Genomic DNA, 26572 nt, shown 5'->3' with positions numbered 1-26572 from the left:
TCGAACGCTCCCGGCTAGTCCGGGAAGTGGCAGGCCACCTGGTGGTCCGGGCTGGTCGGACGCGGGCCCGAGGTGAGCTGCACCAGCGGCGGCTCCTGGGTGGCGCACACCTCCTGCGCCTTCCAGCAGCGGGTGCGGAAGCGGCAGCCGGACGGCGGGTTGATCGGGGACGGCACGTCGCCCTTGAGCAGGATGCGGTCGCGCTTGCCCTCGCCCTCCTTGCGCTCCGGGTCGGGGATCGGCACGGCCGAGAGCAGCGCCTGGGTGTAGGGGTGCCGGGCCGCGCCGTACAGGTCGTCGCGCGAGGCGATCTCCACGATCTTGCCCAGGTACATGACCGCGACGCGGTCCGAGATGTGCCGGACCACGGACAGGTCGTGGGCGATGAAGACGTAGGCCAGGTTCAGCTCCGCCTGCAGGTCCTCGAACAGGTTCACCACCTGCGCCTGGATCGAGACGTCGAGCGCGGAGACCGGCTCGTCCGCGACCACGAGCTTCGGCTTCAGGGCCAGCGCGCGGGCGATGCCGATGCGCTGGCGCTGGCCGCCGGAGAACTCGTGCGGGTAGCGGTTGTAGTGCTCGGGCGAGAGGCCCACCAGCGCGAGCAGGTCCTGCACCGCGCGCTTCGTGCCGCCCGGGCTCTTGATGCCCTGGATCTCGAACGGCGCGCCGACGATCGCGCCGATGGTGTGGCGCGGGTTGAGCGAGGACTGCGGGTCCTGGAACACCATCTGGATGTCCCGCCGCATCGGGCGCAGCTCGCGCGCCTTCATGTGGGTGATGTCGCGGCCCTCGAAGCGCACCTGTCCACCGGTCGGCTCGAGCAGGCGGGTCAGCAGCCGGCCGGTGGTGGACTTGCCGCAGCCGGACTCGCCGACCAGGCCCACCGTCTCGCCCGGGCGGACCTCGAAGTCGAGTCCGTCCACCGCCTTGACCGCGCCGACGGTGCGACGCAGCAGGCCCCGGCGGATCGGGAAGTGCATCTGCAGGCCGGAGACGCTCAGCAGGGCCTCGGAACCGCCGGGCCTGGCGTCGGCGATCGCCGTGGAGGAGATGTTGTCCGTGCTCACAGAAGGGTCCTGATCTCTTCGTTGAACGTCCGCTGGCGGACGTCTTCCGGCAGGTGGCAGCGCACCAGGTGGCGCTCACCCGTCGTAACCTGCAACAGTTCCGGAACCACGCTCGTGCACCGCTCGCCGTTGAGCGAGACGTAGCCGCACCGCGGGTTGAACGCGCAGCCCGAGGGCACGTTGATCAGCGACGGCGGGCTGCCCGGGATCGGCACCAGCCGGTCCTGCACCGGGCGGTCGAGCCGCGGCATCGAGGTGAGCAGGCCCCAGGTGTACGGGTGCTCCGGCGCGGTGAAGACGGTCTTGGCCGGGCCGTACTCGATCGCCTTGCCGCCGTACATGACCATGATGTTGTCGGCCAGCTCCGCCACCACGCCCAGGTCGTGCGTGATGATGATCAGCGCCGAGTTGAACTCGCGCTGCAGATCCCGCATCAGGTCGAGGATCTGGGCCTGCACGGTCACGTCGAGGGCCGTGGTGGGCTCGTCCGCGATCAGCAGCTGCGGGTCGCACATGAGCGACATCGCGATCATGGCGCGCTGGCGCATACCGCCGGAGAACTGGTGCGGGTAGTCGTCCACGCGCGTGTCCGGCTGCGGGATGCCGACCCGGTCGAGCATCTCCACGGCGCGCTTGCGGGCCACCGCCTTGCTCACCTTGTTGTGCACCCGGTAGGCCTCGATCAGCTGGTCGCCGACCGTGTAGTACGGGTGCATCGCGGACAGCGGATCCTGGAAGATCATCGCCATCTTGTTGCCGCGCAGCTCCTGCAGCCGGCCCTGGTCGGCCGAGATCAGCTCCTCGCCGTCCAGCCAGATCTCGCCGGACATCCGGGCGCCGCCGCGGCCCTTGCGGTCCGCGCGCTTGTGCAGGCCGAGCAGGGAGAGCGAGGTGACGGACTTGCCGGAGCCGGACTCGCCGACCACGCCGAGGGTCTGGCCGCGCTCGAGCTGGAAGGAGATCCCGTCCACCGACTTGACCAGGCCGTCCTCGGTGCCGAAGTGCACGCGCAGGTCGCGCACGTCGAGGAAGGGCTGGCCGGTCGCGCGGGAGGCGCTCGTCTCGGCCGGGTTGCTGCTGATACTGGACATGCTGTGTGCTCCCCGTGGTACGGGACCAGAGTCGGGTTGACGGAACTCGTCGGCGGCACCGCCGCCGTGGCGCGCGCTCATGAGAGCCGGATCCTCGGGTCGAGCGACGCGTAGACGATGTCGACCAGGAGGTTGGCGATGATCACGAAGAAGGCCGCCATCAGCGTCACGCCCATGATCACGGGCAGGTCGCTGGTCTGCAGCGAGTTGATGGCCAGCTGGCCGAGCCCCGGGAGGGAGAAGCTGACCTCGAGCAGGACCGCGCCGCCGAGCACGGCGCCGACGTCCATGCCGAACATGGTCACGATCGGCATGACCGCGGCGCGCAGGCCGTGCCGGAAGATGACCTTGCCGCCGCTCAGGCCCTTGGCCCGGGCGGTGCGCACGAAGTCCTCACCCAGCGCGTCGAGCATGCCGGCCCTGGTCATCCGCGCGTAGATGGCGGCGTAGCCGAAGGCGAGCGCGACCCACGGGATCCACAGCGACTGGGCCCAGCCGATCGGGTCGCCCAGGAAGGAGGTGTAGCTGATGGCCGGGAAGCCGTCCGCCATCCACAGCAGCGGGCCGACGAAGTAGACCGGCAGGGCGATGCCGAGCAGCGCGGTGATCATCGTGGCGCGGTCGAGGAGCGAGCCCTTGCGCACGGCCGAGACGACGCCGATGCCGACGCCGGCGATCAGCCACAGCACCGCCGCGCCGATGGCGATCGAGAAGGTCACCGGGAAGCGGTCGAGCAGGGTGGGCCACACCTGCTCGCCGTTGCGGAAGGAGTAGCCGAAGCACGGGGCGTTGCAGTGGATCAGCTGCGTGCCGTCCGAGTACGTGTCGCCGACCAGGATCGCCTTGACGTAGTCGTAGTACTGGACGACGAACGGCTGATTGAAGTGGAACCGTTCGATCACGCCTTGGAGGGCCTGGGGGTTCTGCGACTTGCCCACGAACTCCGAGGCCAAGCTGTTCACCGTCATGCCCGCCCAGAGGGGCAGCTGGTAGAAGATGCAGTACGTGATCAGAGCGACCACGAGCAGCAGGCCGACTGCGGCGATCAAGCGCCTGACTATAAAGGTCAGCATGAGACTATCGGCCGCGGGCCCGGCTGCTCGTTGTGCAGCGCGGAACCATCGCCTTCACCTGCCTTCGTGGTGATGAGAAAAGTCGTACATGGTGGTAGCGGGGCACCGCGGTCGGGAGCCTCGACGGCCCCCGACCGCGGTTCGGTGTCTCGCTGAAGTCGTTCGAGCGCCGGGCGCTCGGGCGACCTACTTGTTGGTGGTGCCGAGGATCGAGAAGTCCGGCATACCGAACGCCCCCTCCTCGTACCAGTTGGTCACCTGGGCCGGGTGGAAGACCAGGGCCTTGTTGTAGACCAGCGGCACGATCGCGGCGTCGGACATGACCTGCGCGTCGATCTTGGTCCACATCGCGTTGCGAGCGGCGGTGTCCGTGGTCTTCAGCGCGGTGGCGAACATCGCGTCCACGGCCGGCGAGTCGTAGTCGCCGAGGTCGCTGCTGCCGCCGTCGGGACGGATGCCGTCCTTGGTGATGATCTGGTCCATGAAGCCGTAGCCGTCCTGCCAGTCGGCGCCCCACTTCATCATCGACAGGCCGATCTTGTTCTGCTTGACGAACGTGTCGTTACCCGCGAACTCGCTGTCGTACTTGTTGAACGGGTACTTGTCGATCGTGACGTTGATGTTCGCCTTCTTCAGCGCCGCCTGGATGGCGACCGCCGCGTTGACCTCCTTGGGCCGGTCGGACCGGGTCGAGAGGTTGACGTCGAGCGAACCGTTCGAGTTGAAGGCACTCGGCTCGGCCTGCTTGCAGGTGCTGAGCAGCTGCTGGGCCTTGGAGTCGTCACCGGCGTTGCCCGCGGACGGGTACTGGTTCGCCTCGGCGTAGCCGGCGACGGTCGGGGGCAGCACGGTGGAGGCTATGTCGCCGCCGCCGATGGAGCCGCCGAGGGCCTGCTGCACCGTGACCTTGTTGACCGCGTACTCGACGGCCTGACGGCACGAGACGTTGTCGAACGGCGCGACCTGGGTGTTGATGGTCATGTACGACAGCGCACCGGTGTAGGTGTCGTCGGACTGCGCCTTGAGCGTCGGGTTCGCCAGGATCTGCGCCTGAGCGGTGGTGCCCACGCCGACGCCGTCCAGGTCGCCGTCAAGGGTGCCGTGCAGCAGCCCCTGGTCGATCTGGTCCTGGGTCATGCTCATGGCCACGGTGATCTTGCTGGCCGTCAGCGTGTGCTGGTGGTTCGGGTCAGTCGAGGCGTCGAACTGCGGGTTCGGCACCAGCGTCATCTGCTTGTCCGGGGTGTACGACTGGATCTCGTACTGGCCGGTCGACTGGACGTTGTTGGCGTAGCCGAGGCCGGTGTCCTTGGACCGCTCGACCGGCATGGTGTCGGCGAGGGTGGCCAGGTAGCCGAAGTCGGCGAACGGCTGCTTGAGCTTGAAGACGATGGTGTTGTCATCCGGGGTCTGGATGCCGGAGACGCCGTCGGTCGCCTTCTTGTCCTTGTACGGACCCTGGTAGTTCGTCGCGTCGACGATCTCCGACTTGAAGTAGTTCGGACCCTGGCTCAGGGTGTCCTGGCCCCAGTTCGAACGCTCGATCGCGTACTTGACGTCGGCCGAGGTGACCGTGGTGCCGTCCTGGAACTTGACGCCCTGCTGGAGGGTGAAGGTCCAGGTCAGACCGTCCTTGCTGGTGGTGTAGCTCTTGGCCAGGTCGCCCTGCAGCGCGAGGCCGGCGGTGCCCGGAACGCGGGTGTAGGCCAGCAGGCTGCGACCGTAGAGGCGGGCGAAGTCCCAGGAGAAGGCGTCGTAGGTGTTACCCGTGTCGTCCGAGTCCCAGCCCGAGGTCAGGGCGTAGCGCAGAGTGCCGCCCGTCTTCGAGGACGCGTTCACGATCGAGGTGATACCCGCGTTGTAGCTACTGTTCGAGGCGCTCGCGCCACTCTTGGACGAGCTGCCGCACGCGGTCAGGCCGGTGGTCAGAGCCACCGCGCCGGCCGTGAGTGCGAGTACTTTGCGCTTTCGCATTTTTTCGGTTGAACCCCTCTGTGAACGACCAGGTGGTACTTGCTGTGGTGCGTGGGATCCGGCCTGGTGAAGGCAGGACGTCTTGATCAGCGGGAGGCCTTGGGATCGAAGGCGTCGCGCAGCCCGTCGCCGAAGAGGTTGAAGGCGAGGACGGTGAGGAAGATCGCCGAACCCGGGACGATCAGGAACTCCGGGTCGATCTGGAAGGTCTGGATGGCCGAGTTGATCATCGCGCCCCAGCTCGGGGTCGGTTCGCGCATACCCACGCCGAGGAAGGAGAGCGCGGCCTCGAACAGGATGTTCGCCGGGATCAACAGGGTCGCCACCACCAGGATCGGCGCCAGCAGGTTCGGCAGGATCTCTTTGAAGATGATGCGGAAGGGGCTCGCACCGAGGCTGCGCGCGGCGTCGACGAACTCGCGCTCACGCAGGGCCATGGTCTGGCCGCGCACGATTCGGCCGATGTACGGCCAGGAGAAGAAGCCGATCACGAAGACCACCAGCCCGATCCGCAGTCCGTTGCCGGACAGGCCGAAGGCGCTGTTGGGCAGGACGCCCAGGATCGAGATCGAGAGCAGCAGCACCGGGAACGCCAGCACCAGGTCCATCAGGCGGCTGAGCACGTTGTCGACGATGCCGCCGAAGTAGCCGGCCACCATGCCGACGACGACCCCGAGTACGAGGGCGAAGGCGGTGGAGACGCCGGCGATGCCCAGCGAGTAGCGGGCACCGTAGACGATCCGGCTGAACAGGTCGCGCCCGTTGGGCAGGTCCACGCCGAGCCAGTGGTGCGCGCTGATGCCGCCCCACCCGCCGATCGGCGTGGAGTAGTTCGCGTCGATCAGGGAACTGTTGAGCGAGTTCGGGTCCTGGCCCTCGAGGCTGGCCAGCAGCGGGGCGAAGATCGCCACGAGGATGAGCAGGATCACCAGGACCCCGCCGGCCATGGCGACCTTGTCCCGGCGCAGCCGGGTCCACGCGATGCGTCCGAGCGAACGGCCCTCGATGTCCCGACGGGCGGCCACGGCGAGTGCATCGGGCTCCGGCGGTATGCCGGCCGTGCCCGTCTCCTCGATCAACGTCATCGCGTCGCGTCCTGTCTTCTGGTCGGTACAGCGGCGAGCCCGCGCAGGCGCGGGGTCACCGCGGCTGGTGCAGTGAACTGAAGAAAGCTCTGTCTCAGAAATGCAGCCTGACCTAGTACCCGGCCGGATGGGAAGCGCGAACGGGGCTCCGTTGCACAAATGTGATCAGTCGGCCATCATGCCGTTTTCATGCCGTTAGCGGAAGTACACGCCGTAGCGGGCCAATCTCATGAAGTTGCGCAGGAACGCCACAATTCAGGCACGCCGGTGGGTTCGGCGGGCCTGCGACGGAGGAAGACTAGCGCACGTATCGAATGGCGAGACACCGGGTGGGGGGTAAATTTCTCGCACAACCGTGCGTCGGGGTGGTCTCGGGCGACATAAACAGCCGGAGATCTCCCGCTGAACGCGAAAAAAACCCGCGCGCGTCAACCGGGGGCGACCCCGTCGACACGCGCGGTAAGGGTCGGATCCGGGTGTGACCACACACACATTGGCGCGTGGGCACAACCGGCCCGAAACCGGTCGAACCAGGTCAGATCAGGTGGCGCTCCACAGCTCGTGATCGGCGCGCAGCAGCAGAAGTGAACGCGGAGCGAGCGCGAGGGTGGTGCCGCCGGCGAGCATCACGTCGTCGCGCGCACCCGGGTCGCCGTCGAGGCTGGTGTCCACCGCGACCTGGTACCAGCGCGCCCACGGATCGCCCGGGAGGGTGAACTCCAGGTCCTCCCAGCCGGCGTACATGATCAGCAGGAAGCTGTCGTCGGTGATCCGCTCCCCGTGCGGGCCGCGGCCGCGGATGTCCTGGCCGGAGAGGTAGACCCCGAGCGCGGTGGACGGCTCGAACCAGTCGCCCTCGTTCATCTCGATGCCGTCCGGCCGGAACCAGGCGATGTCCTGCAGGCCGCCGGGGTAGGCCGGCTGACCGCTGAAGAACAGCCGCTGGCGCAGCACCGGGTGGCGTCGGCGCAGGTGGATGACCCGCCGGGTGGTGTCCAGCAGGCTGCGCCACTGCGGCTTCTCCAGCAGCGACCAGTCCACCCAGCTGGTCTCGTCGTCCACGCAGTAGGCGTTGTTGTCGCCGTGCTGGGTGCGGCCCATCTCGTCGCCGGAGAGCAGCATCGGCACGCCGGTGGCCAGCAGCATCATCGACAGCAGGTTCCTGATCTGCCGGCGTCGCAGCAGGTTGAGCTCTTCGTCGTCGGTCTCGCCCTCGACGCCGTAGTTGCAGGACCGGTTGTCGTTGTTGCCGTCCCGGTTCTCCTCGCCGTGCGCCTCGTTGTGCTTCTGCTCGTAGGTCACCAGGTCGCGCATGGTGAACCCGTCGTGCGCGGTGATGAAGTTGATCGAGGCGTAGGGGCGGCGGCCGTCGTCCTGGTAGAGGTCCGAGGAGCCGGAGAGCCGGTAGGCCAGCTCGCGCACGTCCGGGCGGGCGCCGCGCCAGTAGTCCCGCGCGGTGTCGCGGAACTTGTCGTTCCACTCCGCCCAAAGCGGCGGGAACTCGCCGACCTGGTAGCCGCCCTCGCCCACGTCCCACGGCTCGGCGATCAGCTTCACGCCCTGGAGCACCGGGTCCTGCGAGATCGTGGTGAGGAACGCGGAGAGCTTGTCCACGTCGTGCAGCGACCGGGCCAGCGCGGAGGCGAGGTCGAAGCGGAAGCCGTCGACCCCCATCTCGGTGGCCCAGTACCGCAGCGAGTCCGTGATCAGCTGGATGACGTGCGGCTGGGTGACGTTGAGGGTGTTGCCGCAGCCGGTGTAGTCGCGGTAGTACTGCGGGTCGTCCGACAGCCGGTAATAGCAGTCGTTGTCGATGCCGCGGAACGAGAGCGTCGGACCGTCCTGGTTGCCCTCGGCGGTGTGGTTGTAGACCACGTCGAGGATGACCTCGATGCCGGCCCGGTGCAGCGCCGCGACCATCTCCTGGAACTCGCGCACCTGCCCGCCGCGGACGCCGCGGCGCACCGCCGCGCTGTAGCCGGCGTGCGGAGCGAAATACCCGATGGAGTTGTAACCCCATGAGTTGACCCGGCCCTGTTCGATCAGGTGCGGCTCGGAGATGAAGTGGTGCACCGGGAGGAGTTCGACCGCGGTGATGCCCAGCTTGACCAGGTGGTCGATCACGGCCGGGTGGGCCAGGCCGGCGTAGGTGCCGCGCAGGTCCTCGGGCACGTCCGGGTGACGCATGGTCAGCCCGCGCACGTTCGCCTCGTAGATGACGCTCTCGGCGAACGGGATCATCGGCCGCGGACCGGTGTCCACCCGCACGCTCTCGTCCACCACCACGCCCTTGGGCATGAACGGCGCCGAGTCCCCGGGCAGATGCCCGAAGGTGGCCTCGTGCAGGGTGAAGTCGCCGTCGATCGCCCGGGTGTACGGGTCGAGCAGCAGCTTCTCCGGGTTCCAGCGCCGGCCGCTGCCGGGCTCCCAGGGCCCGTGCACGCGGAAGCCGTAGCGCTGACCCGGGCCGATGCCGGGCAGATAGCCGTGCCAGACGTGGAAGGTGGACTCGGTCAGAGCCACCCGTTCCTCCGCGCCGTCCTCCCCGAACAGGCACAGATCCACCCCGGCGGCACCGGCCGCCCACAGGGCCGCGTTGACGCCCTGTCCGTCGTAGCTCAGACCGAGCGGCCGCCAAGAACCGGGCCATGGGCGAGGCATGAGAATCAGCACTCCCTTTATTCGCCGAACACGCCCCATGCAATACCCTGGGCGACGGGAGATAACCTCCGTTCCACGAGCGAGGAGAGCCGGAGGGGCTATGGCGACAAGCTGGGAAGCCGAGCTTCCCGAAGCCGCACGGGACCGCATGCGGACGATCCAGGGCAGCTCAACCTGGGGTTCCGCCTTGAGCACACAGGAATTCAACGCGATTCTCGGCGTGGGTTTCGACCCCGTCGGACAGGTACTGGGCACCGCCGTGTTCCAAATCGGCTATCAGGGCGGATACGGCTGTTCGGGTGCCTGGAGCGGCTATCTGGGTCAGAACATGGCCACCGATGTCTCGTCCCGGGCCTGGGCTCCGTTCAGTGCTCTGGTCCAGGCGATGTACGCCGCCCGGCGCACCGCGCTCGGCCGGGCCGTGGCCGAGTGCAGGGCGCTGGGCGGCGACGGCATCGTCGGCGCGTCGCTCAAGGTGCGCCGGTTCGTCGCCGGCGGCCTCGAGTTCACCGCGCTCGGCACCGCCGTGCGGGCCCGGGGCAGGGTCCGGCCGCGCGAGCCGTTCACCTCGCACGTGACCGGCCAGGAGTTCGCGAAGCTGATCCACGCCGGGTACGTGCCGACCGGGCTGGCCATGGGCATCTCCATCGCCTCCCGGCACGACGACTACCGCACCCGCGCCGCGCTCAGCCGCTGGGCCGGCAACCAGGAGGTGCCGGGCTACACCCAGCTGATCAACAACGCCCGCCACGACGCGCGCAACCAGCTGCTCAAGGACGCCCGCCAGCACGGCGGCGACGGAGTGGTGGTGGACGAGGTCGATCTGCGCATCGGCGAGCGCGAGTGCCCCGGCTACGAGGGACAGCGCGACCACATCGCCGAGGCGTTCCTGCTCGGCACCAGCGTCGCCCGATTCGACCGGACCCACCGGGAGCCGGCCCCCCAGGCATTGACCATCATGCGCCTCGACTATCAGAAGACGGGTTTGTGAGATGTCCGATCAGAGCACCGAGAAGGCCCTGCATGATGAGGGTGTGCCCGAGGACGCGATGCGCCGGCTGGCGCAGCTGCAACCGGGCAAGGGCGGGATCTTCACCTCAGACCTGACCGTGAACGAGTTCCTGCTGGTGCGCGAGGCCGGGTTCCGCCCGCTCGGGCTGGTGCTGGGCTCGTCCATCTACCACGTGGGCATCCAGCTCGGCCGGTGGTCGAAGAACCAGGAGCTCGACACCCTGTCCCAGGCCATGTACCACGCCCGCGAACTGGCCATGAGCCGGATGGAGGCCGAGGCCAGCGCGCTCGGCGCGGACGGCATCGTGGGCGTGCGGCTCGAGGTGGAGTTCAAGGAGTTCGGCGCGGACATCGCCGAGTTCATCGCCATCGGCACGGCGGTGAAGGCGGACGGCGCCGACCACGGCGACCACGCGCACGGCTGGCGCAACAACAAGGGCAAGCCGTTCACCTCGGACCTGAGCGGCCAGGACTTCTGGACCCTGATCCGGGCCGGCTACGCCCCGCTGGACATGGTGATGGGCTCGTGCGTCTATCACATCGCGCACCAGCGGATGGGCCAGGTCTTCGGCAACATGGGCCGCAACGTGGAGATCCCGCAGTTCACCCAGGCGCTGTACGACGCGCGCGAGCTGGCCATGAGCCGGATGCAGGCGGAGGCCGAGGCCCTGCACGCCGAGGGCATCGTGGGCGTGCAGCTGCGCCAGCACTCGCACACCTGGGGCGGGCACACCACGGAGTTCTTCGCGATCGGCACGGCCGTGCGCCCGCTGCGCGGTGACCACGTGATCGACCGGCCCACCATGGTGCTGTCCCTCGACAACTGAGAGCATGGTCGGCATGGGTGCAGATCTGGAGCCGACGAGCGGCTCCGCCGGAATGGACGTCGAGCTGCTGGCCGCCGCGCTGCGGCAGGACAGCGCCGACCTCGACGTGTACGCGAAGGTGCTCTCGGTCAACCTGGTCGAGTCGCTGCCTCCGGGTGCGGTGCAGGTCGAGCGCAAGCGCAGCATGGCCGACCGGGTGGCGGGCCGCGAGGGCACCGTCACCTCGCTCGACGTCGCTCTCGGCGAGACGCGGCTCGGCCTGCGGATGGACCGGGGGCGTCCGGTCGGCGAGGTCTGCAAGGAGGTGCGCGGCGTGGTGCTCTCCCGGCAGCAGGTGGGCCTGGACGAGTGGATCACCGCGTTGGCCAAGGGCCTGGCCGACGCCGCGGCGTCGAGCGCGCGGGCCCGGGAGGCGCTGCAGCGCTACCTGGGCGGCTGAGCCCGCATATTCGACTATTGCCGCCATCCCCGCCCCGGATATAGTGCGCTCGCTGCACGATGAGCGTGATCCGTCTGGAGGGGATTCGGTAATGAGTGCTGGGCCGACGAAGGAGCCAGTGGGGACCTCGGAGGCGGCGAAGGCGGCGCCCGGGGATCCCTGGGCGGTGCCGACGCAGCGGGGCGGGGTACCGAAGGCCGGCGTGCCGCGGAAACGCACACCGCAGCAGGCCGCGCGGCTCGAGCGGCAGCAGCAGACCCAGGCGCGAGCGGCGGCGAAGATCACCTGGCCGATCGCCTTCCGGCTGATCCTGGCCCAGGTGGCCTGCCGGCTCGTCCTGGCCGGCGTCCTGATCTTCTTCGGTTTCGAGAACATGCACCTGCACGCCCTGCTCGTCTCCCCGACGACGACCCGGGACCAGTGGAACGCCGCGATCCACACCTCGAACAGCTTCGCCGCCCTGGGTTTCTTGTCCGTCATCGCGCTCTGCGCACCGGGCCTGATCTGGAACCGCGTGCGCCTCTACGTGGCCAAGCTGCCCGGCGTGGCGCCACACCCGATGCAGAGCACGAACGCGTCGTTCCGCACCATGGGGATTCCGGCGTACTGGCCGCCCGTGCCCAAGGGCACGCCGTCCTGGACTCGTCGCATCCATTGGCGTGTACCGCCGAGCGTCACGGCAACTCTGTCTCTTCTCCTGGCCGTCACCAACCGGCTCGATCACGGGGTGATCAAGGAGGCCGTCAGCCGGTACCAGCTCAGCTCCGTGGTGGACCTCATCGGCGCGGTGCTCGCGCTGGTCATCGCGTTCTTCGACGTGACCCGGCTGCGGGAGTACAGCCGCTGGCCTGGGCGGCCCTGACCTCGCGGGCTCATGACGGAGGGCGGCTCGTTCGAGCCGCCCTCCGTGCCGTTCCGACGCCGCGTCAGAAGCGCGCAGGCTCCGTATACGTGCCGAACACGTCCTTGAGCACGCCGCAGATCTCGCCCAGCGTGGCCTCGGCCCGCACCGCCTCCAGCATCGGCTGGATCAGGTTCTCGCCCTCGGTCTCCGCGCCGCGCTTGAGCTCGGCCAGCGTGGCCTGCACCTTCGCGTTGTCCCGAGCCGCCCGCCGGGCGCCGAGCTCCCGGTTCTGCGCGAGCTCGACCTCGTGCGAGACCCGCAGGATCTCCAGCGGCTCCTCGATCGACTCGGTGTGCGCGTTGACCCCGACGACGCGCTTCTCGCCCTTCTCCACCGCCCGCTGGTAGCGGAAGGAGGCCTCGGCGATCTCCCCGGTGAAGTAGCCCTCGTCGATGCCGCGCAGCAGGCCCGCGGTGATGCTGCCGTCGCCGCCGAGGTCCTTGATCCGCTGGAAGATCTCCTCGGCCTGCGCCTCGATCCGGTCGGTGAGCGCCTCGATGTACCAGGACCCGCCGAGCGGGTCGGCCACGTTGGCCGCGCCGGTCTCCTCGAGGATCACCTGCTGGGTGCGCAGCGCGATCTCGGCCGCCTTGGCCGAGGGCAGCGCCAGCACCTCGTCGAGCGCGTTGGTGTGCAGCGAGTTGGTGCCGCCCAGCACGGCGGCCAGCGCCTCGATCGCCGTGCGCACGATGTTGTTCTCCGGCTGCTGCGCGGTGAGCGAGACGCCCGCCGTCTGGGTGTGGAAGCGCAGCCACTGCGCCTTGGCCGTCTTGGCGCCGTAGACGTCGCGCAGCCAGCGCGCCCAGATCCGGCGGGCCGCGCGGAACTTGGCGATCTCCTCGAAGAAGTCGATGTGCGCGTCGAAGAAGAAGGAGAGCCCCGGCGCGAACACGTCGATGTCGAGCCCGCGGTCGAGGCCCAGCTCGACGTAGCCGAATCCGTCCGCCAGCGTGTAGGCCAGCTCCTGCGCGGCCGTCGAGCCGGCCTCGCGGATGTGGTAGCCGGAGACCGAGAGCGGCTTGTAGGCCGGGATCTCGCGGGCGCAGTGCTCCATCAGGTCGCCGATCAGGCGCAGGTGCGGCTCGGGCGGGAAGAGCCACTCCTTCTGCGCGATGTACTCCTTGAAGATGTCGGTCTGCAGGGTGCCGTTGAGCACGGACGGCGCGACCCCCTGCCGCTCCGCGGCCACCACGTACATGCAGAACACCGGCACGGCCGGTCCGCTGATGGTCATCGAGGTGGTCACCTCCCCCAGCGGGATCCCGCGGAAGAGCACGTCCATGTCGGCGGCCGAGTCGATGGCCACGCCGCAGTGCCCGACCTCGCCGAGCGACCGCGACTCGTCCGAGTCGCGCCCCATCAGCGTCGGCATGTCGAAGGCCACCGAGAGCCCGCCGCCGCCGGCGGCCAGGATCGCCCGGAACCGCTCGTTCGTGTCCGCCGCGCTGCCGAAGCCCGCGAACTGCCTTATCGTCCACGGCCGCCCGCGGTACCCGGTCGGGTGCAGCCCGCGGGTGTAGGGGAACTGCCCCGGCCAGCCGATCCGGTCGAAGGCCGGGGTCGCCGCGGCCTGCTCGTCGTCCGCCGGCCCGTACACCGGTTCGGTCGGCTCGCCGCTGATGGTCGTGGTGTCCCGGTCGGTCTTCGGAGCGGCGTCGTACGCCGCCTGCCACCGCTCTCTGCTCATACGTACAAAGTACTAGGACGTCCTAGTAACTGTCGACGGCGCCACGCTACGCCGGCGAGAGTTCCTGGTCGGGCCCTTGATCACTCGATAGAGTGGAAATGCGAGATCGGGTTGATCACGAGATGTGACTACTTCCACACTCAGAGGTATGACAGTGACACTTTCGGGGCGACCGGCGGATGCACTCGACGGCGACCTGGCCGCGAAGCGCGCCGCCATCGAGGACGTACTCGGCGACCACAGCAAAGTGGAGATCCTCGGGGGGGAAATCATCGTGTCGCCGATGGCGCGCAACATCCATCTCGTGCTCGTGCAATCGGTTCTGAGGCAGTTGCTGCCGCACATCCCGGAGGACTGGGCGGTCGTGGAGAAGCTGGAGCTCTCCGTTGACGCGTCGAACTGCCCCCAGCCGGACCTTACGGTCCTGCCTTTGTCGGTCCCCCGGTCCGATCTGATGGCGACGCAGAATCCGTCCGGGCAGGCCCTGCTCGTGGTCGAGGTCACCTCACCGAGCAACGGCAACGACGACCGCAAATGGGGGCGCAAGTACAAGGCCTATGCCAAAGGTCTCGTCCCGGTGTACCTGCTCATCGATCCGTATGCCGAGTCCGGTCCCACCGTGACGGTCTTCACCGGTCCCAACGGAAAACGCTACACCGCCGAGAGCGCCGTCGAGTTCGGCACTCCGCTCCGGCTGCCAGAGCCCTTCGACGCGGTCGTGATCGACTCCGCCCGTTTTCCAGCCCGCCCGGCCGAGGACTGACGCCGGGACCGCTCCCCGCAGGGTTTTGATAGCCTCCGGTCGTGACTGCTCAGGACCCTGATGCCCTACCGTTCGGCCAGGTCGGCGCACAGCCGCTGGCGCCCGAGGACCCGCGCAAGATCGGGGCGTTCCCGCTGCGCGCCGTGCTCGGATCCGGCGGCATGGGGCGGGTCTACCTGGGCCTCGCGCCCACCGGGTACACGGCGGTCAAGCGGGTACTGCCGTACCTCGCGGCGGACCAGAACTTCCTGCGGCACTTCAGCCAGGAGCTCGACAACCAGGCCCGGCTGCCCGCCGGGGTGAGCGCCCGGCTGCTCGCCGCGGACCGGACGGCGCGGCCGCCGTGGTTCGCCACGGAATACATCCCGGGCGTCACGCTGCACGAAGCCGTGTACCTCGAGGGCGGCTCACTGCCCGGGCCGTCGCTGTGGCTGCTGCTGCGCGAGCTCGCCGACCGCCTCCGCGTCGTGCACAGCCTGTCGATGATGCACCGCGATCTCAAGCCCTCCAACGTCATGCTCACCCACTCCGGCGTGACGCTGATCGACTTCGGCGTCGCACGCGCTGCGGATCAGAGCGCGGTCACGGCGACGGGCGTGGCCGTGGGCACTCCAGCCTTCATGGCGCCCGAGCAGGCCAAGGCTCAGCGCACGCTGACGCCCGCGGTGGACGTCTTCTCCCTCGGCGGCGTCCTGTCCTTCGCCGCCGCCGGCCTGCCGCCCTTCGGCGAGGGGTCCGGCCACGACGTGTTCTACCGGATCGTGCATCAGGACCCCGACCTCTCCGCGCTTCAGGCTGCCGACCCGGCGCTCGCCGCGCTCGTGGAGTCCTGCCTGGCCAAAGACCCGGCTGACCGCCCGAGCGCCGCGGAACTGGTCTCCTTCGCTTCCGCCAACACCCTGCCCGGCCCGGTCGCCTGGCCGCGGGTCACGGCGGGGCGGATAGCCGAGCGCCGCGCCTTCGCCGCGGCGGCCCCGGTCGCGGAGTTCGACGGGACGGAGCTGGAGTCGTCGTGGATCGGCGAGCTGGGGCAGCTGCCGACGCCGGTGCCGCCCGAGCCGCAGCCCGCCGCCGAGAACGCGAACGCCGAGGCAGATGTCGAGGCGGACGTCGATGCCAGCGCACAAGCCGAGACCGAGCCGATCCCGCCCAAGAACCCGGCCCCGCTCGAGGTCATACCCGGGCCGAGCCCGATCGGCCCACGTCGGCCCCGCCGCTCGCGTAAAACCCTGACGCTCCTGCTGCCCCTGCTGCTCGTGCTCGGCGGCACGACGGGAACCCTCTTCGCGATAGCCCCCTGGACCAATAACAGCGCGTCAGGCGGCAACGACGGCTCCAAGATCGTCACCACCGGCGCAGCGTCCGCCTCCGGCGTGTCAGACACCGCCACTGCCAGGAGCTCGGGCTCACCCGAAGCCTCGACGAAGCCGTCGCCGTCGGCCAAGAGCTCGTCCGCCGCGCCGAAGAAGAGCACGACCACGGGCACCGGCGGCTCGACCGGAGGCGGTTCCGGTAGCGGCGGCTCGGGCAGTGGCGGCTCCGGCGGAGGCGGGACGACGAAGACGACCGCGCCGAGCTCCGGCGGCGGAACGAAGACCACCGGCCCCTCCGGCCCCGGCGGCGATTCGGGCTACGTGAGCGGATCCACCGTCACCGTGGACAACTGCGAAGGCTGGCTCGAGTACGGCAGTTCGTTCTTCAAGGCCACCGTCTCGGCTGGGAACCCGGCGGGCTGCGAAGAATCGGTGACGCAGACCTCGTCCGTCACGAGCGGTCCGACCACTCAGACCTTCACGGCGTCGAACGGCAACACGAACTCGGATTATCCGTGCGGCAGCTGCTTCTTCTGGGGCGCCTGGACGCTCAGCGAGAAGATCTGTGTCTGGAACACCGCCGAGGCGGAGGACAAGAAGTGCTCGGCCACCTACACCTACGACTCGACCACCGGCAAGGTCACCTGAGGGCTCCGCCTCAGTCCTCGAAGTCGCCGGCCGAGTGCCGCAGCACCCTGAACGTGTCGAACAGGCTGTCGTGCTGCGTCGAGCTGAGCGCGGCCAGGCCGAAATCGGCCCGCATCAGGTCGGTGGTGGCCTGCTCGACCATCTCGCGACCCTCGTCGGTGATCTCGGCCAGGACGCCGCGGCCGTCGAGCGGATTGGGGCGGCGGGTGACCAGCCCCGACTTCTCCAGCCGGTCGACGATGTTCGTCACCGACGTCGGGTGTACCTGCAGCCGCTCCCCGATCTTGGACAGCGGCAGCGCGCCCTGGCGGCTGAACACGAGCAGCACCAGCGCCTCGTAGCGGGCGAAGGTCAGGCCGTACGGCTTGACTATCGCGTCCACCTCGGCGAGGACCAACTGGTGCGCCCGCATCAGCGAGGTCACCGCTCGCATGGAGCTCGACTCGCCCCAGCGTTCCTGCCAGAGCTCGAAGGCCCGCTGCACCGGGTCGAAGGAGAGCACGTGCGAATCCCGTCCAGCCGTTTGCTTGCTCTGCGGCGGGCCTAGCCCTCGAGCAGGGCCCGGTCGCGCACCGCTCCGGTGGCCGCCGAGGTGGCCAGCAGCGCGTACGCCTTGAGCGCGAGCGAGACCGGCCGGTCGCGCTCCTTCGGCCGGAAGCCGCCCGCGGCCTCGATCGCGGCCCGGCGCTCGGCCAGCACCTCGGCCGGGACCTCGAGCTCGAGCGCGCGGGTGCGGATGTCGATGGCCACCGTGTCGCCCTCCTCGACCAGCGCGATCGTGCCGCCGGCCGCGGCCTCGGGCGAGATGTGGCCGATGGACAGGCCCGAGGTGCCGCCGGAGAACCGGCCGTCGGTGATCAGCGCGCACTTGGCGCCGAGGCCCTTGCCCTTGAGGAACGCGGTCGGGTAGAGCATCTCCTGCATGCCCGGGCCGCCCTTGGGTCCCTCGTAGCGGATGACCACCACGTCGCCAGCGACGATCCGGTTGTTCATGATCGCCTCGACGGCCTGCTCCTGCGACTCGAACACGCGGGCCGGGCCGCGGAAGTTCCAGATCTCCTCGGCCACGCCCGCGGTCTTGACCACCGCGCCGTCCGCGGCCAGGTTGCCCCAGAGCACGGCCAGGCCGCCGTCCTTGGTGTAGGCGTGCTCGAGGTCGCGCACGCAGCCGCCCGCGGCGTCGACGTCCAGCTTGTCCCAGCGGTTCTCGGTGGAGAACGGCTCGGTGGTGCGCACCCCGCCGGGCGCGGCGTGGAAGAGCTCCACCGCGGCCTCGGACGGCTGCCCGCCGCGCACGTCCCACTCGTCCAGCCAGGCGGTCAGGCTCGGCGCGTGCACCGCGTGCACGGCCTCGTCCAGGAGGCCGGCTCGGCTGAGCTCGCCGAGGATGGCCGGGATGCCGCCGGCCCGGTGCACGTCCTCCATGTAATACGTCTTGTCGGCCGAGGCCTTGTTCGGCGCGACCTTCACGATGCACGGGACGCGGCGCGAGGTCTCGTCGATCTCCTTCAGCCCGAAGCCGACGCCGGCCTCCTGCGCGGCCGCGAGCAGGTGCAGCACCGTGTTGGTGGACCCGCCCATGGCCACGTCCATGGCCATGGCGTTGCTGAACGCGGCCGGGGTGGCGATGGAGCGCGGGAGCACCGATTCGTCGTCCTGGCCGTAGTAGCGCCCGGCCAGTTCCACGGCCAGCGAGCCGGCCCGCTCGAACAGCGCGCGGCGCTTGGCGTGCGTGGCCAGCACCGAGCCGTTGCCGGGCAGGCCCAGGCCGAGCGCCTCGACCAGGCAGTTCATCGAGTTGGCGGTGAACATCCCGGAGCAGGAGCCGCAGGTCGGACAGGCCGAGCGCTCGATGGTACCCAGGGTGTCGTCGGAGACCTTCTCGTCGGCGGCCGCGGACATCGCGTCGATCAGGTCGAGCTTGTCGTAGGCCACGCCCTCGCGGATGTGCGCCTTGCCGGCCTCCATCGGGCCGCCGGAGACGAACACGGTCGGGATGTTCAGCCGCAGCGCGGCCATGAGCATGCCCGGGGTGATCTTGTCGCAGTTGGAGATGCACACCAGCACGTCCGCGCAGTGCGCGTTGACCATGTACTCGACCGCGTCGGCGATCAGCTCGCGCGAGGGCAACGAGTAGAGCATGCCGCCGTGGCCCATGGCGATGCCGTCGTCCACGGCGATGGTGTTGAACTCCTTGGCGACGCCGCCCGCCTCGTGCACCGACTCGGCCACGATCTCGCCGACGTTTCTGAGGTGCACGTGGCCGGGTACGAACTGGGTGAAGGAGTTGGCGATCGCCACGATCGGCTTGCCGAAGTCGGCGTCGGTCATCCCGGTGGCGCGCCATAGCGCGCGAGCACCGGCCATGTTGCGCCCGTGGGTCGAAGTCCGGGACCGCAGAGCAGGCATCGCGGATCACTCCGTTCTCGCAAGTTCGTCTCGCTTCACGCGCCCCGACGTCGTCTCGGCGGCATCGGCGCGGCGCTACCGAGTCTCCCACCTTGTCCGGGGCGCGGAACAGCCGTCCCGGTATGCAAGATGCGAAACGCCGTCGCTACGCGGCGACCGGTTGCGCCGCATCGGCCGGCGCCTCGTTCTTGACCGCGCGCTCGGCGAAGAAAGCGCCGGTCGGGAGCACTGCCATGACCAGAACCCAGACCAGGTGCTTGGGGGTCCACTTGCGCTGCAGGTAGCCGTAGGCGGCGAGCATCACATAGGCGACGAACAGCAGGCCGTGCAGCATGCCGAAGATCTGCACGGGCTTCTGGTGGTGACCGAAGACCTGCAGCGGCACGGCGACGAACAGCAGCACCAGGAAGGAGACGCCCTCGGCCAGGGACACCGGGACGAACAGGCGGGAGAACAGATCGCGAGTACGCATGGACGCAAGCTTACCGACGGCAGGTCGGCAAGATTTCCACGCGTCGGGGTACGGGCGGGGTTAGACGCGTCACATTGTCGGCCGAGCCGTTTAGGCTAAGGCGTATGGACTGGAACCGGAGGGGCTGTTCACGCAGCGGTCATGTGCTCTACGAGCCTGTGGAACCCGATATTCGGGCTCTCGTGCGGGCCGACACGGCACTGGGGACGGCATGGCGCTGCCTGCGCTGCGGGGATTTCGTCCTGGATGTGCCCACCTCGACCGGCCCGGCGGACGAGGCGCCGCGCCCGCCGCGCGGCAAGGCCCTGCGCTCCCGGCTGATCATGCGGCTGCTCGCGGTGGAGCGGGTCTTCCGGTTCTTCCTGGTCGCGCTCGGCGCGTTCGCGGTGTGGAAGTTCTCCAACTCCCAGCACGCGCTGCAGGACCTGTTCGAGCGGAACCTGACCATATTCAAGCCCGCCGCCCAGCACTACGGCTACGACCTGGACAACTCGTCCGTGGTCACGACGATACGCAAGCTGTTCACCTATAAGGCCTCCACCCTGGACGCCGCGGCCGCGGCGCTGGGCGTGTACGCGCTGATCGAGGCGATCGAGGCGGTCGGCCTGTGGCTGGCCAAGCGCTGGGGCGAGTACTTCGCGGCGGTGGCCACGGCGCTGTTCCTGCCGGTCGAGATCTACGAGCTGTCCGAGCACGCGACCAAGTTCAAGATCGCCACCTTCGCCCTGAACGTGCTCGCGGTGCTCTACCTGCTGCTGACCAAGCGCCTTTTCGGGCTGCGCGGCGGCGGCCTGGCCTACGAGGCGCAGCTCAACAGCGAGTCGCTGCTCGCGGAGATGCTGCCCGAGCGCGAGCTCGGCGTGCCCGAGCCGGCCGGCTTGAAGCCGGACACGATCACCGTGCCGACCGCGCTGCCGGAGCCGACCACCGTGCTCAGCGGCCCGGCGCGCGGCTCCTCGGCCCAGGCCCTCGCGCCCGACCCGGTGGAGCCCGCCCCCGGCATTGTTGAAGCTTAAACTACCGACGAGTACCATGGAGCTATGAGTACTACCCCCCGCTGGCTGGACGAGACCGAGCAGGCGGTGTGGCGCAGCTGGCTGAAGGTGATGCGGCTGCTGCCCGCCCACCTCGAGGACCGTCTGCACGAACGCTACGGCCTGAGCATGACGGACTATCAGGTCATGGTCGAGGTCTCGGAATCCGCCGAACGCCGCCTGCGCATGACCGAGCTCGCGCAGCGCACCCAGCTGTCCAAGAGCCGGCTCTCGCACCAGATCGGCCGCATGGAGCAGGCCGGGCTGGTCATGCGGACGCAGTGCCCTGACGACCGCCGCGGCCAGTGGGCGGAACTGACCGAGGCGGGCTGGGCGCTGCTGCGCGAAGCCGCTCCCGAGCACGTCGAGGACGTGCGCGAGTTGTTCTTCGACCTGCTCACGCCGGAGCAGGTGCAGATGCTGCTCGACGTCCAGCGCAAGGTGGCCGACCGGCTCGACGAGTCGCCGGCGACCGGATGCGCCAACGCCCGGGCAGAGGTCGAGTGCGCCGAGGCCGAGGCCGAACAGGCCCGCTGACGCTCCGGCGCTCCGGCGCTGCGGCCGAGCGGCCGAGCGGCCTGCAGCTGAACGTCCCGGCGCGTCAGGCCAGCAGTTCGTCGGCCGCCGTGAACGGATCGAGTTCCCCGGCCGCAACCCGCTCGGCGAGGCGGCGCAGCGGGGAGTCGTTCTCGCTGTGCACCGAGCCGTAGCGCGTGCGCAGCACTCCCAGCGCGATGGCCTCGACCTCCGCGGCGGCCCGGGCCACCCGGCGCGCCTGCAGCCCGCCGGTCTCGGCCAGGTAGGCGCGGTGCTTCTCCAGCGCCTCGACCACCTCGACCACGCCCTCGTTGCGCGCGGCGACCGTCTTGACGATCGGCTGGCGCCAGTCGCCCGGATTGCGCCGCTCGCCGAGCGCGAGCATGTGGTTGAGCTCGCGCGCGGTGGCATCCGCGCCGTCCCGGTCGGCCTTGTTCACCACGTAGACGTCGCCGATCTCCAGGATCCCGGCCTTCGCCGCCTGGATGCCGTCGCCCATGCCGGGCGCGAGCAGCACCACCGAGGTGTCCGCCGCCGAGGCGATCTCCACCTCGGACTGGCCCACCCCGACCGTCTCGATCAGGATCACCTCGCAGCCCGCCGCCTCGAGCACCCGCGCCGCCTGCGGGGTGGCCGCGGCCAGCCCGCCGAGGTGGCCGCGCGAGGCCATCGAGCGGATGAAGACCTCCGGGTCGGTGGCGTGGTCCTGCATCCGCACCCGGTCGCCGAGCAGCGCGCCGCCGGAGAACGGCGAGGACGGGTCCACCGCCAGCACGCCGACCCGCTTGCCCCGGGCCCGGTACTCGGCCACCAGCGCGTTCGTGGTGGTGGACTTGCCCACGCCGGGCGAGCCGGTCAGGCCGACCAGATACGCCGAACCCGCGTACGCACTGAGCGCCGCCAGGATCTCGCGCAGCTGCGGCGCGCCGTTCTCGACCTGGGAGATCAACCGCGCGACCGCGCGCGGGTCGCCTTCCCGCGCGCGGCCGAGCAGCGTGGCTACATCGATGGTCACGAGGCCGACGGTACCCGAACGATCAGCGCGTCGCCCTGCCCGCCGCCGCCGCACAGCGCCGCCGCGCCCACGCCGCCGCCGCGCCGGCCGAGCTCGAGCGCGAGGTGCAGCACGATCCGGGCGCCGGACATGCCGATCGGGTGGCCGAGCGCGATCGCCCCGCCGTTGACGTTGATCTTGTCGAAGTCCACGCCGAGGTCCTTGGCCGACTGCGCGGCCACCGCGGCGAAGGCCTCGTTGATCTCGATCAGGTCGAGATCGCCGACGTCCAGGCCCTCCTTGGCCAGGGCGTGCCGGATCGCGTTCGAGGGCTGCGACTGCAGCGAGTTGTCCGGCCCGGCCACGTTGCCGTGCGCACCGATCTCGGCGATCCAGGCCAGGCCCAGCTCCTCGGCCTTGGCCTTGCTCATCACGACCACCGCGGCGGCGCCGTCGGAGATCTGCGAGGCGGAGCCGGCCGTGATCGTGCCGTCCTTGGTGAAGGCCGGGCGCAGCTTCGCCAGGCTCTCCACCGAGGTCTCGGGCCGGATGCCCTCGTCCTTGCCGAAGACCACCGGCTCGCCCTTGCGCTGCGGGATGGCCACCGGCACGATCTCGGCGTCGAACACGCCGTTCTTCTGCGCCGCGGCCGCGCGCTGGTGCGAGTTGGCGGCGATCAGGTCCTGCTCCTCGCGGGTCAGGCCGAGCCGGGTGTTGTGGTGCTCGGTGGACTCGCCCATGGCGATGTGCTCGAAGGCGTCGGTCAGGCCGTCGTGGGCCATCGCGTCGAGCATCTCGACCGCGCCGTACTTGTAGCCCTCGCGGGACTTCGGCAGCAGGTGCGGCGCGTTGGTCATCGACTCCTGGCCGCCGGCCACCACGATCTCGAACTCGCCGGCCCGGATCAGCTGATCGGCCAGCGCGATGGCGTCCAGTCCGGACAGGCACACCTTGTTGATGGTCAGCGAAGGCACGCTCATCGGGATCCCGGCCTTGACCGCGGCCTGGCGGGCCGGCATCTGCCCGGCGCCGGCCTGCAGCACCTGGCCCATGATCACATACTGGACCTGCCCGCCGGAGATCCCGGCGCGCTCCAGCGCCGCCTTGATGGCGATCCCGCCGAGGTCGGCCCCGGAGAACGGGGTGAGCGAGCCGAGCAGCCGGCCCATCGGGGTGCGCGCTCCGGCGACGATGACGGAGGTGGTCATGGCGAGGACTCCCATCGAATGGACTGTATGGGGACGTGGATTCACACTATCGCCGAATCAGCTACTCGCCAGTAGTGTCTAGAGCTGTCATCTCCGCCACACCATGGTGGCGGGGACCCTATCCCCACGTCACCAGACGAGGCGAAGTCCGGAAGGGCACCTGAAGATGATCACACGCGTAGACCACATCGGCATCGCCTGCCGCGACATAGCGGCGAGTATCGAGTTCTACCGCCGCACCTACGGCTTCGAGGTATTCCACGAAGAGGTCAACGAGCAACAGGGCGTGCGCGAGGCGATGCTGCGGATCAACGGCACTGACGACGGCGGCGCGACCTACCTGCAGCTGCTCGAACCGACCCGGCCGGAGTCGCCGATCGCGAAGTACCTCGAGACGCACGGCGAGGGCGTGCACCACGTGGCCTTCGGCACCGCGGACGTCGCGGCCGAGACCGCCGCCGTCACCGGCACCGGCGTGCGCGCTCTCTACCCGGAGCCGCGGCACGGCACCTTCGGCTCGCAGATCAACTTCCTGCACCCCAAGGACTGCCAGGGCATCCTGACCGAGCTGGTACAGTCCCCGGTCCATGAGTGACGAACTCGCCGGCCTCGGCGGACCTCGCGGCCTCGCGCCCGGCGAGAAGGTGCCCAACCAGCTGCGCATCCTGGCCATGCAGGAGAACCTGGGCAACCTCCTCTCGGTGCACCGCCCCGCCACCCGGCTCGGCCGCCTCGCGCTCAAGGAGTCCCGCGTCTACCTCTACGACAAGGGCCTCGTGGCGGACAACGGGCGCGGCGGGATGGGCCTGTTCCGCTGGGAGCACTGCGCGGTCGCGGCGAAGTCGGGCGGTTGGCTGGTCACCCGCGCGGACGGCCCGAAGTTCGCGGTGACCAAGCACTGGACGGAGCATCAGGCGCTCGGCCTGGCCGCCGAGCGGGCCGTGGCACAGGCGCGTTCGGCCGAATCCTCGGGCTGAGCCGGGCTGCCGCGGCGGCGGTCGGCACGTACGGTGAGGTGCGCCGAGGCGCGTCCCGGTAGACTCTTCGGTCGGGCATTTTCCGTCACGCCCCCGTTTCCCGGAGGATCTCCTTGCCGCAGCCGCAGCCGCACCTGGACCCCGCCGATCCCGCAGCCGCGGAGATCGGCCGCGAACAGGCGCACGTCGACCGGGTGTACGAGCGGCTCGAAGCGACGCGTGCGCGGGCGCGCGCCTACGAGGCCGAAGGTCACCGCCGGGCCCAGTTCGGCCACGAGGGCGGACTGGTGGAGCGGGACTCGATCGTCTACCAGGCCGCCGTCTGGCTGCAGCGGCTCGAGGCCGAGGAGGAGGGACTGGTCTTCGGCCGGCTCGACTTCGCCGATCGCGAGGTGCAGTACATCGGCCGGCTCGGCGTGCGCGACGAGGAGTACGAGCCGCTGACGGTGGACTGGCGGGCCCCGGCCGCGGCCGTCTTCTACCAGGCCACCCCGGTGGACCGGCGCGGCGTGGTCCGCCGCCGCACCATCAAGTCGGCCGGCCGCCGCGTGACCCGCCTGGACGACGACCTGCTGGCACCGGAGGACCCGCTGGCCGCCGAGCTGACCGTGATCGGGGACGGCGCGCTGATGGCGGCGCTGACCCGCAAGCGCGGCACGGTGATGCACGACATCGTCGCCACCATCCAGCGCGAGCAGGACCTCGCGGTGCGCTCCCCCGGCGACGGGGCGACCCTGATCACCGGCGGCCCCGGCACCGGCAAGACCGCCGTGGCCCTGCACCGCGCGGCCTACCTGCTGTTCAACGAGCGACGCCGCTTCGAGTCCGGCGGCGTGCTGATCGTCGGTCCGTCGCGCGTGTTCACCGCGTACGTGGAGCAGGTGCTGCCCTCGCTGGGCGAGCACACCGCGGCGCTGCGTTCCCTCGGCGAGCTGCTCGACGGCGTGTACGCGACGCGGCACGACCGGGCGTCGCTGGCCGCGGCCAAGGGCGGTCTGGACATCCTGCCGGTGATCGAGCGGGCCGCGCGCTGTGCGCCGCCCGGCGTGCCGGAGCAGATCCGCATGAGCTACCAGGGCCACATCATCCAGCTCGACCGGCGCGCGCTGGACCGCGTGCGTTCGATCGTGCTCGGCCGTGGCCAGCAGGGCCCGCAGCCGAACGTGCAGCGCGCGCACGCGGCCACGGCGCTGCTGGAGGCGCTGTGGGAGCGGCTGCCGCGCGACCTGCGGGACCGGCGGCGCACGGAGCGCGCGCACTTCGACCGCGAACTGCGCGACCGGACTGAGTTCGAGGCCTTCGTCGAGCGGTGGTGGCCGTTGCGCACGCCCGCGGAAGTGCTGCGCGGGCTTGCCGATCCGGCCGTGCTCGGTTCGCTGGCCGGCTCGGACCTGACGAGAGATCAGGTCACTGATCTGGCCGCCTCCTGGGCCGACGGGGACTGGTCGGTGGAGGACGTGCCGCTGCTGGCCGAGCTCGACCAGCTGCTCGGCCCGCTCCCGGTGGACGAGCGCGAGCCGGAGGATCCGTTCGCGGACAGCGCTGTGCTCGAGGTCTCATCCTGGGTGGACCGCAACCCCGCGGCCAAGCGGGACGCCGGCCGGGAGACGTACGCGCACATCATCGTGGACGAGGCGCAGGACCTCTCGCCGATGCAGTGGCGCGCCCTCGGCCGGCTCGGCCGCCGCGCGTCCTGGACCGTGGTGGGAGACCCGGTGCAGTCCTCGTGGCCGGACCCGGAGGAATCGCGGCAGGCGATGGAGCTCGCCCTCGGCGACCAGCGGCGGCACCGTCACGAACTGCGCACGAACTACCGCAACTCGGCCGAGATCTACGAGTACGCGGCCCGCTTCGCCCGCCGTGCGATGCCGGACGTGCAGCTGCCCGAGGCGGTGCGCAAGACCGGCTTCCCGCCGGAGGAGTTCACCGACCTCGGCCGGGCCGTGGACGCGGCGCTGGAGAGCGTGGAGGGCACCGTCGGCGTCATCACCACGTTGGCCGGATTCGACGAGGTCGCCGCGGCCCTCGCCGAGCGCACCGAGGCTCATCCGCGCTTGGTGGTGCTGACCGACCTCGACGCGAAGGGCCTCGAGTACGACGCCGCCGTCGTCCTCGACCCGGACGCCATCGCGGAGGAGTCCCCGGCCGGCCTGCGCACCCTCTACGTCGCGCTGACCCGGGCCACCCAGCGGCTGTACGTGGTGGCGGCCGAGCGGTAGCGCGACTGGTAGCGGGCGCCCGGGCGGGCGCAAGAGTGCAGGTTGTCACGGGGCGAACGCAGAAATGTGGGCGGCGCCCCTAGCCAAGCACGCCTTCGGTCGGCATAGTTACCGGCAAGTAGCTAAGCGGCGGACGGCCCCGACGCCTCCCCCGCCGCGCTCGACGCGACCATCCG

The 26572-nt window shown here is 69.9% G+C and carries 23 protein-coding genes; 11 read left to right on the top strand and 12 right to left on the bottom strand.

The window, feature by feature from the left end:
• Positions 1-14 precede the first annotated feature (14 nt).
• From ACTRO_RS29170 to glgX, 6 genes are all read right to left on the bottom strand, one after another.
• Positions 15-1055 (bottom strand): ABC transporter ATP-binding protein, encoded by a 1041-nt coding sequence (locus tag ACTRO_RS29170; RefSeq protein ID WP_425394890.1) that lies wholly within the window; start codon positions 1053-1055, stop codon positions 15-17.
• A gap of 11 nt (positions 1056-1066) precedes the next feature.
• Positions 1067-2161, bottom strand: a complete 1095-nt coding sequence (locus tag ACTRO_RS29165; RefSeq protein WP_034268186.1) for an ABC transporter ATP-binding protein — start codon at positions 2159-2161, stop codon at positions 1067-1069.
• A gap of 77 nt (positions 2162-2238) precedes the next feature.
• A complete protein-coding gene (locus ACTRO_RS29160) occupies positions 2239-3234 on the bottom strand; it encodes an ABC transporter permease (RefSeq protein WP_034268184.1) in 996 nt (331 codons plus the stop codon).
• 186 nt (positions 3235-3420) lie between these two features.
• Positions 3421-5208: an ABC transporter substrate-binding protein gene (locus ACTRO_RS29155; RefSeq protein ID WP_034268182.1), complete on the bottom strand. Its 1788-nt coding sequence runs from the start codon at positions 5206-5208 to the stop codon at positions 3421-3423.
• A gap of 86 nt (positions 5209-5294) precedes the next feature.
• A complete protein-coding gene (locus ACTRO_RS29150) occupies positions 5295-6293 on the bottom strand; it encodes an ABC transporter permease (RefSeq protein ID WP_034268179.1) in 999 nt (332 codons plus the stop codon).
• Between the two features lie 540 nt (positions 6294-6833).
• Complete coding sequence (gene glgX / locus ACTRO_RS29145) at positions 6834-8954, bottom strand: glycogen debranching protein GlgX (protein ID WP_211244449.1); 2121 nt, start codon at positions 8952-8954, stop codon at positions 6834-6836.
• A 187-nt stretch (positions 8955-9141) separates the two neighbouring features.
• Between glgX and ACTRO_RS29140 the strand changes: the two genes are divergently transcribed.
• From ACTRO_RS29140 to ACTRO_RS29125, 4 genes are all read left to right on the top strand, one after another.
• The gene (locus ACTRO_RS29140) at positions 9142-9945 is read left to right on the top strand and encodes a heavy metal-binding domain-containing protein (RefSeq protein WP_169739961.1); all 804 of its coding nucleotides are present in this window, start codon (positions 9142-9144) and stop codon (positions 9943-9945) included.
• Position 9946: 1 nt separating this feature from the next.
• Positions 9947-10792: a heavy metal-binding domain-containing protein gene (locus ACTRO_RS29135; RefSeq protein WP_211244448.1), complete on the top strand. Its 846-nt coding sequence runs from the start codon at positions 9947-9949 to the stop codon at positions 10790-10792.
• A 13-nt stretch (positions 10793-10805) separates the two neighbouring features.
• On the top strand, positions 10806-11231 hold the full coding sequence (locus tag ACTRO_RS29130) for a hypothetical protein (protein ID WP_051452527.1): 426 nt from the start codon (positions 10806-10808) through the stop codon (positions 11229-11231).
• Between the two features lie 118 nt (positions 11232-11349).
• Positions 11350-12093 carry a hypothetical protein gene (locus ACTRO_RS29125; RefSeq protein WP_034268173.1) on the top strand — a complete coding sequence of 248 codons (744 nt, stop codon included), beginning with the start codon at positions 11350-11352 and terminating at the stop codon, positions 12091-12093.
• Between the two features lie 64 nt (positions 12094-12157).
• Here the strand turns inward: ACTRO_RS29125 and icmA are convergent, their stop codons facing one another.
• Positions 12158-13822: a coenzyme B12-dependent isobutyryl-CoA mutase large subunit gene (gene icmA / locus ACTRO_RS29120; RefSeq protein ID WP_034268169.1), complete on the bottom strand. Its 1665-nt coding sequence runs from the start codon at positions 13820-13822 to the stop codon at positions 12158-12160.
• 148 nt (positions 13823-13970) lie between these two features.
• On the opposite strand from icmA, the gene ACTRO_RS29115 reads away from it, so the two are divergent.
• Positions 13971-14585: a Uma2 family endonuclease gene (locus ACTRO_RS29115; RefSeq protein ID WP_051451555.1), complete on the top strand. Its 615-nt coding sequence runs from the start codon at positions 13971-13973 to the stop codon at positions 14583-14585.
• A 41-nt stretch (positions 14586-14626) separates the two neighbouring features.
• On the top strand, positions 14627-16546 hold the full coding sequence (locus ACTRO_RS29110; RefSeq protein ID WP_051451554.1) for a serine/threonine-protein kinase: 1920 nt from the start codon (positions 14627-14629) through the stop codon (positions 16544-16546).
• A gap of 10 nt (positions 16547-16556) precedes the next feature.
• Here ACTRO_RS29110 and ACTRO_RS29105 read toward each other — a convergent pair whose 3' ends face one another.
• The 3 genes from ACTRO_RS29105 to ACTRO_RS29095 all read right to left on the bottom strand — a co-directional run bounded on the left by ACTRO_RS29105 (position 16557) and on the right by ACTRO_RS29095 (position 19427).
• Entirely contained in the window at positions 16557-17048 is a 492-nt protein-coding gene (locus ACTRO_RS29105) for a MarR family winged helix-turn-helix transcriptional regulator (protein ID WP_034268166.1), read from the bottom strand.
• Positions 17049-17089: 41 nt separating this feature from the next.
• Positions 17090-18955 (bottom strand): dihydroxy-acid dehydratase, encoded by a 1866-nt coding sequence (gene ilvD, locus ACTRO_RS29100; protein WP_034268164.1) that lies wholly within the window; start codon positions 18953-18955, stop codon positions 17090-17092.
• Positions 18956-19100: 145 nt separating this feature from the next.
• Positions 19101-19427 carry a DUF3817 domain-containing protein gene (locus ACTRO_RS29095; protein ID WP_034268162.1) on the bottom strand — a complete coding sequence of 109 codons (327 nt, stop codon included), beginning with the start codon at positions 19425-19427 and terminating at the stop codon, positions 19101-19103.
• A 182-nt stretch (positions 19428-19609) separates the two neighbouring features.
• On the opposite strand from ACTRO_RS29095, the gene ACTRO_RS29090 reads away from it, so the two are divergent.
• A complete protein-coding gene (locus ACTRO_RS29090) occupies positions 19610-20443 on the top strand; it encodes a DUF2127 domain-containing protein (protein WP_245594523.1) in 834 nt (277 codons plus the stop codon).
• A 24-nt stretch (positions 20444-20467) separates the two neighbouring features.
• Positions 20468-20998, top strand: a complete 531-nt coding sequence (locus ACTRO_RS29085; RefSeq protein WP_034268159.1) for a MarR family winged helix-turn-helix transcriptional regulator — start codon at positions 20468-20470, stop codon at positions 20996-20998.
• A 64-nt stretch (positions 20999-21062) separates the two neighbouring features.
• On the opposite strand, the gene meaB is transcribed toward ACTRO_RS29085, so the two are convergent.
• Positions 21063-22013 (bottom strand): methylmalonyl Co-A mutase-associated GTPase MeaB, encoded by a 951-nt coding sequence (gene meaB / locus ACTRO_RS29080; RefSeq protein ID WP_157436523.1) that lies wholly within the window; start codon positions 22011-22013, stop codon positions 21063-21065.
• Positions 22010-23215 (bottom strand): acetyl-CoA C-acetyltransferase, encoded by a 1206-nt coding sequence (locus ACTRO_RS29075; protein WP_034268156.1) that lies wholly within the window; start codon positions 23213-23215, stop codon positions 22010-22012. The genes meaB and ACTRO_RS29075 overlap by 4 nt, the downstream gene beginning before the upstream one ends.
• A 151-nt stretch (positions 23216-23366) precedes the next feature.
• Between ACTRO_RS29075 and mce the strand changes: the two genes are divergently transcribed.
• The 3 genes from mce to ACTRO_RS29060 all read left to right on the top strand — a co-directional run bounded on the left by mce (position 23367) and on the right by ACTRO_RS29060 (position 26396).
• A complete protein-coding gene (gene mce, locus ACTRO_RS29070) occupies positions 23367-23795 on the top strand; it encodes a methylmalonyl-CoA epimerase (RefSeq protein ID WP_051451552.1) in 429 nt (142 codons plus the stop codon).
• Positions 23788-24177 carry a hypothetical protein gene (locus ACTRO_RS29065; RefSeq protein ID WP_034268154.1) on the top strand — a complete coding sequence of 130 codons (390 nt, stop codon included), beginning with the start codon at positions 23788-23790 and terminating at the stop codon, positions 24175-24177. The genes mce and ACTRO_RS29065 overlap by 8 nt, the downstream gene beginning before the upstream one ends.
• 113 nt (positions 24178-24290) lie before the next feature.
• Positions 24291-26396: a HelD family protein gene (locus ACTRO_RS29060; protein WP_211244447.1), complete on the top strand. Its 2106-nt coding sequence runs from the start codon at positions 24291-24293 to the stop codon at positions 26394-26396.
• Positions 26397-26572: the final 176 nt, after the last annotated feature.

The sequence above is a fragment of the Actinospica robiniae DSM 44927 genome (genome assembly GCF_000504285.1).
GTDB classification, from domain to species: Bacteria; Actinomycetota; Actinomycetes; order Streptomycetales; family Catenulisporaceae; genus Actinospica; species Actinospica robiniae.
The sequence above is the reverse complement of the archived record's forward strand: the minus strand, read 5'-3'. Positions and strand labels throughout refer to the sequence as shown.